11 protein-coding genes are annotated in these 12293 nt (G+C 40.9%); 4 read left to right on the top strand and 7 right to left on the bottom strand.

The genetic code is table 11. The features are described from left to right. Positions 1–236: 236 nt before the first annotated feature. Entirely contained in the window at positions 237–440 is a 204-nt protein-coding gene (locus WAK81_RS12530; protein ID WP_004280022.1) for a hypothetical protein, read from the bottom strand. 433 nt (positions 441–873) lie between these two features. Here WAK81_RS12530 and WAK81_RS12525 point away from each other — a divergent pair, with 433 nt between their 5' ends. Further along, on the top strand, positions 874–1146 hold the full coding sequence (locus tag WAK81_RS12525; protein ID WP_422197225.1) for a hypothetical protein: 273 nt from the start codon (positions 874–876) through the stop codon (positions 1144–1146). Positions 1147–1411: 265 nt separating this feature from the next. Here WAK81_RS12525 and WAK81_RS12520 read toward each other — a convergent pair whose 3' ends face one another. The 3 genes from WAK81_RS12520 to WAK81_RS12510 all read right to left on the bottom strand — a co-directional run bounded on the left by WAK81_RS12520 (position 1412) and on the right by WAK81_RS12510 (position 4173). Continuing rightward, a complete protein-coding gene (locus WAK81_RS12520; protein ID WP_422197223.1) occupies positions 1412–2263 on the bottom strand; it encodes a hypothetical protein in 852 nt (283 codons plus the stop codon). Between the two features lie 469 nt (positions 2264–2732). Further along, entirely contained in the window at positions 2733–3467 is a 735-nt protein-coding gene (gloB, locus tag WAK81_RS12515) for a hydroxyacylglutathione hydrolase (RefSeq protein WP_422197221.1), read from the bottom strand. A 118-nt stretch (positions 3468–3585) separates the two neighbouring features. Further along, a complete protein-coding gene (locus WAK81_RS12510; protein WP_422197219.1) occupies positions 3586–4173 on the bottom strand; it encodes a flavin reductase family protein in 588 nt (195 codons plus the stop codon). 119 nt (positions 4174–4292) lie between these two features. Here WAK81_RS12510 and WAK81_RS12505 point away from each other — a divergent pair, with 119 nt between their 5' ends. After that, on the top strand, positions 4293–5114 hold the full coding sequence (locus WAK81_RS12505) for a PhzF family phenazine biosynthesis protein (RefSeq protein ID WP_422197217.1): 822 nt from the start codon (positions 4293–4295) through the stop codon (positions 5112–5114). 144 nt (positions 5115–5258) lie between these two features. Further along, a complete protein-coding gene (locus tag WAK81_RS12500) occupies positions 5259–8030 on the top strand; it encodes a M16 family metallopeptidase (RefSeq protein WP_422197215.1) in 2772 nt (923 codons plus the stop codon). Between the two features lie 338 nt (positions 8031–8368). Here the strand turns inward: WAK81_RS12500 and WAK81_RS12495 are convergent, their stop codons facing one another. After that, positions 8369–9433 (bottom strand): amidohydrolase family protein, encoded by a 1065-nt coding sequence (locus WAK81_RS12495; protein ID WP_422197213.1) that lies wholly within the window; start codon positions 9431–9433, stop codon positions 8369–8371. Positions 9434–9553: 120 nt separating this feature from the next. After that, the gene (locus WAK81_RS12490; protein ID WP_004280011.1) at positions 9554–9955 is read right to left on the bottom strand and encodes a DUF3144 domain-containing protein; all 402 of its coding nucleotides are present in this window, start codon (positions 9953–9955) and stop codon (positions 9554–9556) included. A gap of 110 nt (positions 9956–10065) precedes the next feature. Here WAK81_RS12490 and WAK81_RS12485 point away from each other — a divergent pair, with 110 nt between their 5' ends. After that, positions 10066–10698: a hypothetical protein gene (locus WAK81_RS12485; protein ID WP_114542142.1), complete on the top strand. Its 633-nt coding sequence runs from the start codon at positions 10066–10068 to the stop codon at positions 10696–10698. A 22-nt stretch (positions 10699–10720) separates the two neighbouring features. Here the strand turns inward: WAK81_RS12485 and WAK81_RS12480 are convergent, their stop codons facing one another. Beyond that, the gene (locus WAK81_RS12480) at positions 10721–12175 is read right to left on the bottom strand and encodes a CHAD domain-containing protein (RefSeq protein ID WP_422197211.1); all 1455 of its coding nucleotides are present in this window, start codon (positions 12173–12175) and stop codon (positions 10721–10723) included. Positions 12176–12293: the final 118 nt, after the last annotated feature.

The following is a 12293-nucleotide window of genomic DNA, read 5'->3' as shown; positions in this document are numbered from 1 at the left end:
GTGGCGAAATTGGTAGACGCACTGGATTTAGGTTCCAGCGCCGCGAGGTGTGAGAGTTCGAGTCTCTCCGTCCCCACCATCATATTAAAGCAAGGCTGATGCCTTGCTTTTTTATTGCCTGAAATTTACTGAACAAAGAAAAGCCCATCGAAATGGGCTGAATAACTGGAGAATAGTGCTGTTGAATCAGTGGGGAAATTAATTTATTTTTCTGCTCTTAACTTAAATAGAAGCAATCAGGCCTTTAAATGATCTTCAAATTCCTCGCCTAACTGTAATGCTAATGCATTACCTGCCAGATCACAGGTCACTAAGCCATATTCTTTCTTGAAGCTGAAACTGAAACCACGATCATCCGCCAAGGTGCGTACCGAATATCCCAATTTTTCTAACCATAGTCGAAATGCAATTAAATTTTTAGCTTTAACCACTTTTTTCACGAGATCACTCCTTCATCATTGTTAAATCTTAAATAAGGGTGAAAAATTATCTTTTAAAGGGCAAATGCCTTTATTTAAATTAATTTAAATGAATTTGGATATATAGTGAACATCGGGTGATTAAGAAAAAAACAATTTAATAGTTAAGTAAATGATTTTTATCATATTGAATAGGTTGTAACTAAATATTAATTTTTTATAAGCTATAAATTAGGATAATTAATTTTTTAATTCAATAGTTTATTAGTGAAACAGGTTGTTTTTTAATTTTATCAACCGTATAAAATAGAAAATTTCAGATCTAGAATGAGAAAATTAAAATCCAATCGACTTATTTATTAAAAGAATACCGGCTGCTGGTTTTCTGATCTTCAGCTCGATTTGCATGCTTTATACTGTCTGAAATGTAATTCTCAAACTGAATACTCATACCATGACTGAATTAACCATTGAACACTATGTGAATCAACAAATTGAATTGATGCAGCAGCAGGGACTTGCTCCGGTTGCTGTGATGTTAGGACATGAGGACTGGTTGAACTTTAGTGTTCAATCGAAAGTGGCCTATACGCCTTTTGGCAGTGCCCGTCGTTATCAGCCTGCTTTAGGTGGCTTGCTACTGGTACGTATTGATGAAATGCAGGTGGTGCGTATCGTTACTCAAGGCGAACTGGATACTTATGCACAAAGCAACCAGATTCTTTAACATTACTTCATGCGATACATAAGTTTTTAGTTCCAGTAAATAGAATCCAAGAACTTGGTTACTGTTATCCCATTTATCATCTTGCGGTATCGACATGGTCAATGTCACTTTTAAAGTTGAACAACCGAATGAGTGGCATGCTCTGAAAGCTGACATTTCATTTCTATTTTTAGTTTACAGTTTAATTTCGTATAATGCCCATTATATTAAATAGGGGTTAAAGTGCTTAAGTTAAAATAAGAGAAATCATAAAAGTAAATAGATACTAATTTACGTCTTTGATAAGTGTGTAGAAAGAATTTGATAAATCAAAGTTAAATATCTGAATTAATGCGGAAATATAATAGTCTGAATCGTCAGCTTCAAAATAAATAGTTTTATATTTTTTGAGCAATGTCTTCAACTCATCTTGAAAGAAAGTTAAATAGTAATTCATACGATCTTCATACATCCCTCCTATATATGCGATTTCTATTAAATTATCATCTGAGTTACCGATAAGGACGTAAGCACAGGGATCGTCATGACTATTTAAGAGTATTCTTGATTGTGCTAAGTTTATATTTTCTAGATTTTCGAATAATTGATTAGGAGGAATTTCTTGAGCTAAACGATTAACACTTTCATGATATCGACTATAGTTAAAGTGGAATAACTTTTTAAACTCTATCCATTCATCTAGAGACATGTGATTTAAACTTTTGGTTCTTATTGTTCTTGTATCAGTAATAATTTCATTTAATCTAGTTAATTCAATTAAGTAAGAAGTTCTAGCGATATAAAAACCATGTAATTCGAGTAGCTTATGTAAGTGAGTATCCCTAGAATTGAGTAACAGTTGTAATCTTTTTATTTTAGAGTTCTTCTCTAAAAAGTTAATCAATTTTGAGAATATACTAGGTTCTAAATAGTCTTGCACGTCATGAAATAAGATATAATCACGATGAGGATGCGTATTATTAGTATAAAGCATTCCTAAAGCAATGATCGTATGATCTTTTATCGCAACTACATGATAAAAACCTATCTTAGGCAAATGATGTTCAATCAAATATTGCTGTAAAAGCTCATTCGTTTGTGAATTGAAATGGTGAGATTCTAAAATTTTAATATTCATTTTAATTTATTAACCTGCTTTAGAAGCTACGACAATTACAGATTTAATTAGATTTTCTAAAATTAACATACTATACGTTATCCGAAATTCTATTTTTTATTATATATAAATCATATCTTTATAGTTTTTTAAAAGCCCAATTCAAGTAAATTGGGCTTTTTAAATAATTTATTAGGTTCCATGCTGATTATTTAAGCAATGTTCCACGAATTTCTCCAATTTAAATCAATATCATCCTATTATTTATAAGTCATTATTTTATGTATTGGAACTGAAATTGGTTCCTAAAAAATAGGAGACTGGGTTGATCATAAGAAAGGAAAAATGGCACAGAAAGACATTTTTTAGATGGAGGTTTAACTTATTTCGACTTGTGTAAAAGTTGTACGTACCTTTCAATGACATTCTATGCATCGCAAATGACATATAATGGGTCGGCTGAAGCATTGTCTTCAGCTTTGAATCCGGTTTAAAACTGATCTTTCAGGGTTCTTAAACGCTGGAATTCTTCCACGCTTTCTGCGCGCAGAAAAGGATTAGTTTGCAATTCATCTTCAATACTACTTGGCAGCGTGCACTGGCCTAACATACGCAAACGCTCAATATGTTCGAAACGTTCCAGAATTGCCGAATTGTCCGGTTCGACATGTTTGGCAAACTGTGCATTCGATAAGGTGTATTCATGAGTGCAATACACCTGCGTGCGTGGCGGTAAGGCAGCCAGACGGGACAGTGAATGATACATCTGTTGATACGTTCCTTCAAAAACCCGGCCACAGCCCATGGCAAATAATGTATCGCCGCAGAACAGCACATCAATCGCATCAATAAAATAAACAATATGGCCGAGTGTATGCCCGGGTACAGCGATAATCTGGATATCTATCCCATGAAAATTAAACTGTTCTTCATGCTCAAGCGGATAGGTGATAAAGGGAATTTTGCTTAGTTCTGCTCGTGGGCCATACACGGGCAGATTTTGTCCCTGGATCAGCCCCGGCACACCGCCAATATGATCTTTATGCCAGTGAGTCAGCCAGATTTGACTTACTGTTAAACCGTGTTCGGTACAATAGTCTTGCACCAATTCTGCTTCAGTTGGATCAATCACGGCCACTTGATGCGACGCGGTATGTTCAAGCAACCAGATATAATTTTGCAGTGAATTCTGGACATCAATACAGTGAATTTTAAAAGGCATCATAGCGCATCAGACCAAATAAAGATTAAGGATAAAGTAGCATGATTTCGGATGCTCTGGGGGCTTGCAGATATCATCTGATTATCCGCGATTATTTTCATTTATTCCAAATTTGAAAAATTTATGATTCTGGATCATCGACACTCACAGCATTGCCGATGGTATAAAAATGTCCACCGGCTACATGATGAATACTTTTCCATTCCTCATCCACTTCATGATAATGCCAGTGGCCGTCGCGGAACACCCGATCATCGGCATAGGCTGCGATCACCTTGCCAATAAACAGGTCATGCATTTGCTGGTTATGCGGCTCAGGAATCAGCTCGCAGAGTATCCAGGCCGCACAGCCTTGTACTACAGGAATATCAGAACCAGAAAAATGAAATAGTTCTACTCCGGATTGTGCCAGTTTGTCCGGCACATCATGTAAGCTCTGTGTACCCAGACGATAGACCATATTCAGTTGTTTCAATGTCGGAATTTGCAGCGCGAAATAACCTGAATTTTCAATAATATTTCGGGTTTTGGTGCTTTTGTCCAAAACCACAGTCACTTTCGCTGGGCTGAATTCCAGTGCGCATGCCCATGCTGCTGCCATAACATCCGTATCCTGCTGGTCTTGAGCAGATACCAGCACAGTAGGACCATGGGTAATCAGACGATAAGCTTTTTCTAAAGGAACGCTTTGAATATGGGAGTTGGTCATGCAGCACCATTTGCTCTATTTATTTAACAGGCTAGATTAATGAGATGATATAGCATATTCAAGTTCATTCTTGCAAAAAAGCTTTTAAACTAGAGATCATTATATTCAGGAATTCAAAAATGAAAATGTACCAGGTCGATGCGTTTACCACGGAACTGTTTAAAGGCAACCCCGCAGCCGTGATTGTGCTGGATGAATGGCTCGAAGATGGTCTGATGCAAAATATCGCCTTGGAAAACAATCTGTCTGAAACAGCTTTTGTTAAAGTCATTGATAGCGATAATTATGCCATTCGCTGGTTTACGCCAACCAAGGAAGTGGATTTTTGTGGTCATGCGACATTGGCCAGCAGCTTTGTACTATTCAATCAATTTGATACGGGGAAAATAATTCATTTTCATGTAAAAGATTTGGGAATCTTTGTGGTCAGTCAGGATACAGATGGCAAGATCAGAATGAACTTTCCAGTCCGTCGTGCAGAGCCTGTTGCTGAATATCCTGAGGCCTTAAGACAGGCCTTGAATAAACCGTTTAAACAGGTTTATCTGAATGCACAGGGTTATATTATTGAATATGAATCGGTACAGGATGTGCTGGATGAAACGCCTGATTTTGAATTGTTGAAACAGTTGAATGGCAAGCGTACTGCGATTACTGCTCAGAATCCCTTTCTAGATGTCGCGATTACTTCACAAGATACACAATATGATTGTATTTCACGTTATTTTGCACCGAGTAATGGCATCAATGAAGATCCGGTAACCGGTTCGATTCACACTGGAATTGCGCCGCTCTGGGCCGAGAAACTCGGTAAAAATGAACTGGTCGCTTATCAGGCATCAGCGCGTGGTGGGGTGCTGTATTGTGCCTTGCAAGATCAGGAACGAATTGAAATTTCCGGTTACGGCAAGTTATATATGCAGGCTGAAATTTATCTATAATTTTTATAATTACATAGATATACATGTCGTCAGGCGAGGCGGCATGTTATTTTGATGGTTCGGCTTGGAATAGATTATTCAGAAAAAGAATCATTCTCTAAGATGGGCGCGAATAAAAATTTATATTTATAATTTGGATGAAGAATGTTGCTACGTTATAAAAATTTAAGTCTGGCTATTGTATTGACTGGCTGTAGTGCACTAAGTTTTGCACAGCCTGTTTTGGTGAAAACGGAACAGAATATTGAAGAATACCGACTGGATAATGGACTGCGCATTATCCTGGCATCGAATGATAAAGAAAATAAAGTTTTTATGAATACGGTCTATTTGACCGGTTCCCTGAATGATCCTCAGGGCAAGGGCGGTCTGGCACATCTACTGGAACATTTGGCTTTTAAAGGCACAGAAAATGTCAAAGGAGATGAATTCCAGCGTCGACTGGATCAATATACCCTGATGACTAATGCCAGCACCGATTATTACTCGACCAAATATACCAATGTGATCCGTCCTGAAAAAACTGCGCTGAGTGAAGTTATTTTTCTGGAAGCTGAACGCATGGACAAGCTGGTGCTTCAGGAAAAATATGTACCGACTGAAATTGATATCGTAAAACGCGAGCGTGAAATCCGGCTGGACCAGCCATTTTCGGTGTTGATTGATCAGGTGTTTAAATCGGCTTATGGCAATCAGTATTTAGGCCGTTTGCCAATTGGTGACCTGAATGAACTGCAATCCATCAATATGCAGGAGTTGAACCGTTTTTACCGTCAATGGTATGCACCGAATAATGCCTTTATGGTGATTTCTGGCAAGTTTGACAAGGCCGAGGTCTTAAAACAACTGGATACACATTTCAGTCCGATTCAATCCCGAAGTGTACCAGCGCAAGTGAAAGTCCCAGCGCTTAAACCAGAGCAAATCAAACAGCGTGAATTTACAGTAAAGAAAGGCAGTGATCTGGCCAAGTTTAATCTTTATTTAAATCAGTCAGAAGAAAGTATTAAAACGGCTTTGGCTGTTTCACCAACGTTATACACCTTGCAACCGAGTGGCCATCTTTATCAGAGTATGGTGGAAACTGGAAAGTCAACTGCGGTGCAATCTAGCACCTGGCTGGATAAAGACTTTAATCTGGTGTTTATGGGAGCAATTTATGCACCGAATCATCAGGCACAGGCGATAGAACAGGGACTGATTCAAGGCGTAGAACAGAGCCAGCCATTTACCGAAGCAGAATTAAACCGGGCTAAAAATCTGACCCGAAATCAGGCCGACAATATTAAAAATAGTGCGACTGCTTTGGGTTCACGTTTAAGCGATTATGCAGTGGCGTATTCGGGTGACTGGAGCCAGTATTTTAGAGATCTGAATGGAATTCAAAACCTGAATGTGAGTCAGGTCAATCAGGTCTATAAGAGTTTTTTAAAACCTGAATACCGGATTTCCGGCAATATTTTACCTACCCCGGAAGATCAGAAAAAAGCGCAGGAACTGGCACAAACAGAAGCACCGGTAAAAACTCTGGATCAGCAGGCTGAAGCAGAAGAGCCACTGAAAGATGTCAGTGTTTATCAGGCTGAAGTGAAGCAATATGTCCAGGAATCCAAGCAATATCTGTATAGCAAGGATCAGCAGATTCAGCGTGGCAAGTTGAAAAATGGCATTAAATACGCGCTGTTTCCGACGACTACTCGTGATGACAAGATTTATGCCACAATTTCACTGGATTTTGGTACCGCTCAAAGCCTGATGAATAAAGGCGAGATTCTGGACCTGACGGCTTATTTAATGTTGCGCTCCTCGAAAACTCAAAGCTTGCAGCAGATTGCCGATAAAATTATTGAAGTAGGTGGTTCAGCGACTGCCGGTGCATCCGGCAATGGCCTGACCTTGCAGATCAGCGCCAAAAAAGAAAAGTTTGAAGAGTTTTTCCAGTATGTGGTTGATGTGCTGAAAACGCCGGCATTTGAGCAAAGTCAGTTTGACTTGATCAAGGGTCAAACTTTATCCAGTCTGGATCGTCCTTATACTGAACCAGATACCGTGTCGAGCTTGACGATGGCCCGAAAGATCGAGATCTATCAGCCTGGCGATCTGCGGTTCCATTTCGAGCCTGAACTGGCCAAAAAACAGTATCAGAAAGCGACTCGCGAACAGGTCGTGGCACTGTATCAGCAGTTTTTAAAAACCCAGCATGCGCAAATCGCGGTTACGGGCGAATTTAATCCGAAATCGATGCAAAAAACCCTGAAAAATAGTTTCTCAGACTGGAAAGCGGCACAGCCTTATGAGCGTCTGAAATCGGAATATCGAAGCTATCTAGCCCAGAAAATTCATGCTTTGTCTGAGCAGCGTGAATTCGGGAGTTATCAGGCATTTATGAGCATGCCGGTAGGCGCTGATCATGCTGATGCAGCTGCTTTACAAGTATTCCGATATATTCTGGGTGATTCACAGCTGTCGTCACGACTGGCGCAAGAGTTACGTGAAAAAAATGCCCTGGTCTATGGTTTTAGTGCGGATGTACAACTCGATGAATGGGCAGATGTGGGCGCAATGATGATTAGTGCTAATTATACTGCTGGAAAATCCGCACAGGTTTCTCAGTCAGTGCATAAGGTACTGAATGAATTGCTGACACGTGGCGTGACTGAACAGGAAGTGGAAGCGGCAAAAGCCAGTATCTTGAAACAGCGTCTAACTGCATTGGAAGATGATCGCCGTATTCACACTATGCTGATTCCACAGCTGGAAAAAGATCGTAATCTGGTTTACCGGGAAAAACGTGATCAAGCGATTGCTAAACTGAGTAAAGCTGAGATTGATGCCATGATCAAAAAATACATCAAGCCGGATCAGCTGGTTGAAGTGATGGCTGATCAATATGGTAAGCAAATTAAAACATCATAGTGTTAATAAAAAAATCCCCTCAAATGAGGGGATTTTTTTATCTACTTGAGATTTATGTCCTAGATTGCTCTATAGCTAAAAACAATCCCTCCGATTATACCCGCAAGGATGGATAAGGGCAGACTCAAATCAGAGGTAATAAGAAGAAAAATCAATATTCCACAACCAATCAAAGCTGAACAGAAAGCAATATCTCGATTAAAAGGATGATGGATCACCCTTTGATAATGATAAGACGTTATCCAGCTTGAAATAATAGTGAGTAAAATACAAAGTCCTTTGCCTGAAGGCGTATTTAGACTGGAATCTGTTATCCAACTTAACATGTCCTCATCCACTCAAAGTCGATAAAAGCGTTTAGCATTCTCATAAAAAATCGGCTTTAAGGCATTTTCATTATAGTCCTGAACAATATCGCTAAACGCATCAATAATGTTGGTGAGTGAGCTGCTGACACTGTCCATTGGGAAGTTGGATGCAAACATCACACGTTCAGAACCAAAACAGTCTAAGGCATGCTGGATCAGGGGTGCGGCACGTTCCACTAACTCCTGTTTAGTTGCCAACCGTTTTTGCGTGTGAAAATCATGTCCCAAAACGGGCATAAACAGACCAGACATTTTAGTCGATACATTCGTGCATTCTGATAGTTTAGCCAGCTGATCTTTCCAGTCTGAAAATATCTGGGCGCGATCTTGTTCGGTCCTGCTTGTGGCTTTGCCCACCTTGCCAAATAAACCTGCAGGCGTACCGAGGTGATCCAGTACGATAGGCGTTTCTGGAAAGGCTTTGGCCAGCACAGTAACATCCGCAATCTGGGAAGAATAGACCCAGGCATCAAAGCTTAAATCTTGATTGGCCAGTTCCTCAAAGCCTTTCAGAAAATCTTTGTTGCGATAGAGATGCGGTTCATCGGTCCAGGCATGAATCCCTTTATCTGGGTGTACCGCAGCCATTTTTCGGATACCGCGAAATTTTGGAGAGGCTTCGCGATGCAATTCAATTAACTGTTTAAAGTTTTTCTGCCGTGGATCAGCCGTAGCAACGATTCCACCCAATTCGATATTGCGCTGGTTAAAAGGAAGTCCAGCGATGAAACGGGTTTCATTCACGACGCCAGTGCCTTTGTGGTCATGCCAGCTGGCTTCGACATGCACAATCTGCTCCACTTCATAATCTCCTACATCTTTCTTGTAATTTGCAGCCAGATAAGGTGCAGTCAGGTGCTGTGTCAGGCCAATGGTCTCAATGACGTCTTTTGGTTTCAACAGTCGAACCATCTTGTCCAGCAATCTAGGATGTTTGCCAAACAACTTGACCGCGAAAGCTGCCGCATGTGGAGTGTTATAAGGATCCCATTGGTGAATATGCAGGTCAATGATCGGGAAGGGAAGTTGCTGCATTAGATGCCTTGTTTTTTTGTTTGTTTATTATTCAACTTATATAGGGTAAAAATCATTTCAAAGTCAATATGATAAATTACAGCAAATAAAAAAAGCCCCCCGGGGCTTTTCGTATTTTAATCAATGATCGTGCTTGTGATCATGGTTATGCTTGTTGGCATGAAACTCTTCATTGTGACGGAAACGTAAATAGTTTTCGAACTGTTCACAGTATTCATCATAGTTATCTTCCAGCATCATTTGGAATTGCTGCAAGATATAAGACATGACCTGATCTTTGGCATCGCGCATTTCATTGCCATCTTTAAAGTTATTCGCTGCTACCCAGGTATTGAAACGGGCAGTACCAAATAACATCGCCGCACTGACTTGACCGCGCTTATCGCTCGGTTTTTCCTGTGAGCCTTTTTCTACGCGACAAAACTCGTTGGCTTGTTGAATAAATTCATCAGCACGTTCAAAGAATGCCGCATTTAACGCTTCTTCTTCGGTTACATCGGTTGCTTCAATCTTTTGAACCATGAATTTGTTCCTAACACTAAAATCTCAATCGCTAATTATAGGCAAAGCCTTGCAGAAACTAAACCTTTGCCTTAATCTAAAAATAGCCTAAGCATATAAAAGTGAATGCCATGCAGGATGCGATCGCAGTACAAAGCCTAAAAAGTGATATTGCCTTATTGCGCCAGAATATCTGGCCACCAGCAAACCTGGCCAATGTCGAAGGCTTGCCGATTTATTATGGCAGCCAGTCACAGGTAGATGAATACTATAGCCAGTGGCTCGGGCTGATTGAAAGGGCACAGGATCTGTTTCAGCCTTTTATGGAAGATGAAATCTTGGATGCGATCCATCTGCCGAGTCATTTAAACCTGCCGCTGTTTTATTTTCATGTTGACCGGATTCGGATCAATAAAACCCGTGCCAAAGAATCCAAAACTTTTCGTGGGGTCGCCAGCCTGATCGAAAAATGCGGCCAGTTCGAACCCGAGCAGGTTGCAGCCATGCGGCAGTGGCTTGATAGTGACGATACTGCAGCTTTGGTGGCACACCGTGAATTTGTGGATTTACGCACTTATGTGTTTCAGCATGGCCAGAGCGAATATACACGCACCCGTTTTTATGTGAATGGGATCGTGCTGAGTGTCGAGCCACATTTTGAGCTGGTCGATGCACGTGATAAGCCACGCAAGCAACGCAGCGACAGTTATAACGATCCTCTGGCAGATAATAATACCTGGAAAGTGTTTGGCAAATATCGCTAGCACAGTTTGACCAAGCCCGGTCTTACCAGAAGGGCTTGGTATTTTCTGCAAACTGCTGTAAACGTTCTGCTGCTTCGCTCGACAAACGCTGCTGTTCCGCACTTATCCAGCCCAGCACAAACCAGGCCTTGGCCTGTTGTTTGACATAAGGTCTGAATAACTCATCTGCCACAAACAGGTCATTATAATGACCGAGGCTTTCCTGCAAGGGTTTTAAGGCTTTCAAATAAGCTTTGACCTCTTTTTCAGGAAATAAGCTTTGCAAGAATTCTACGTTATAGCGTAAGCGTTTGACCCGCTTGCGTGTGCGATGTCGGGATTCAATATCCAGTTCTTGATAGTTCTCGGCATCCTGGCAGATTTGCTGGTGCAATTTGCTCAGGCCTTTACACAAGATTTTATGCGAAGACTTGGCTTTGTTATCCGTTTTTTCTTGGCTAAAGCTAAACAGTTGCAGCATTAATGCTACCGTGGCAGGACTTCTAAACAGCGCACTGATATCTGGCTGTTTTTGACGGTATGGTGGTAATTTCAGTAAGGGGGAACCTGCTTTTTCCAGTTGTGGAATCAGGCTTTCTGCCAAGGCATCGCGATCTCGGGTAGAACCCAGTTGCTGAAAAATATCCCGCAGCTGTTCCGGCCATTCTGGCTGTACATGTTCAGTTACGGACTGGAAAATTTTAAAAGCACTGCGCAAACGTCGAATCGCAACACGTGCCTGATGCACATGATCACTATTATAATTTTCTGCAGCAATCGCCGTCGCATTTGGAAAGAGATGAGCCAGACAATTGGCGACAATCTTTTGCAAAATCGTACTGATCTGATCTTTCTGTTCAAGTACTAATGGAAGCTGATGCTGAACCGGCAGACTCTCTTCAGCATGTAATAAGGCATAACCGCGTTCCGATTTGCTCCGTGTATCCAGCCATAAAGCATAACGCTGAACCCAGGGCTGAATGAAATCAATCAATTCACTCAGCTGGCCGGATTTAAGCTCAAATTCAACCTCATAAATATCGATGGCTTGATCATTGTGTCGAATTTCTCCGACATCAAAAGCAATTTCAATCTGACTGTCCAGATGACTTTCTGTCAGGACATACCGTACGACATCTGTTTCAAATTGCAGGATGAGTGGTGTCTCCAGATCACCGAGCGCCTGTTTAAGCATTTTTTTCGCCGATTTATGTTTGCGATATAACTGAAAATCACAATGTTCCGGAGGACTTTTTAATTCATGCTCAAGTTCAAAACGTTCAAATTGTTGTTCAGTCGCTGCTTTCAGGGTTTGAATCCATTGCTGGTCTTCCAGACGTTGCCGCAGGGCAATCTGATGTTGTTGTAATTGTTGCGCTTCAGTATCAAAGTAGCGTGCACATAGACGATGCCGAGTCGGCTGAAGTTTCTGAATGTCCTGTTCAAATTGCACACGAGACTGTGGTGGAATCTGAAATTTGAGTTCTATTTCTGCCATCGGGTTATTCCTCCGCGATGTTGGTTTTATAGATTAATATAGCCCAAAGATCAGCAGGGGTGTGATGTGCTTCTGCAACAAAAAGCACGCCATAGACGGCGTGCTTTGAGTTTTTCTC

This window comes from Acinetobacter sp., from assembly GCF_049284435.1.
In the GTDB taxonomy this organism is placed as follows: Bacteria; Pseudomonadota; Gammaproteobacteria; order Pseudomonadales; family Moraxellaceae; genus Acinetobacter.
This window is presented reverse-complemented; position numbering and strand designations above follow the sequence as displayed.

Bases quoted from the DNA above. Each gene is read 5' to 3' on its own strand.
- WAK81_RS12525 (WP_422197225.1), top strand. From the start codon at position 874: ATGACTGAATTAACCATTGAACACTATGTGAATCAACAAATTGAATTG.
- WAK81_RS12520 (WP_422197223.1), bottom strand. From the start codon at position 2,263: ATGAATATTAAAATTTTAGAATCTCACCATTTCAATTCACAAACGAAT.
- gloB (WP_422197221.1), bottom strand. From the start codon at position 3,467: ATGATGCCTTTTAAAATTCACTGTATTGATGTCCAGAATTCACTGCAA.
- WAK81_RS12510 (WP_422197219.1), bottom strand. From the start codon at position 4,173: ATGACCAACTCCCATATTCAAAGCGTTCCTTTAGAAAAAGCTTATCGT.
- WAK81_RS12505 (WP_422197217.1), top strand. From the start codon at position 4,293: ATGAAAATGTACCAGGTCGATGCGTTTACCACGGAACTGTTTAAAGGC.
- WAK81_RS12500 (WP_422197215.1), top strand. From the start codon at position 5,259: ATGTTGCTACGTTATAAAAATTTAAGTCTGGCTATTGTATTGACTGGC.
- WAK81_RS12495 (WP_422197213.1), bottom strand. From the start codon at position 9,433: ATGCAGCAACTTCCCTTCCCGATCATTGACCTGCATATTCACCAATGG.
- WAK81_RS12490 (WP_004280011.1), bottom strand. From the start codon at position 9,955: ATGGTTCAAAAGATTGAAGCAACCGATGTAACCGAAGAAGAAGCGTTA.
- WAK81_RS12485 (WP_114542142.1), top strand. From the start codon at position 10,066: ATGCAGGATGCGATCGCAGTACAAAGCCTAAAAAGTGATATTGCCTTA.
- WAK81_RS12480 (WP_422197211.1), bottom strand. From the start codon at position 12,175: ATGGCAGAAATAGAACTCAAATTTCAGATTCCACCACAGTCTCGTGTG.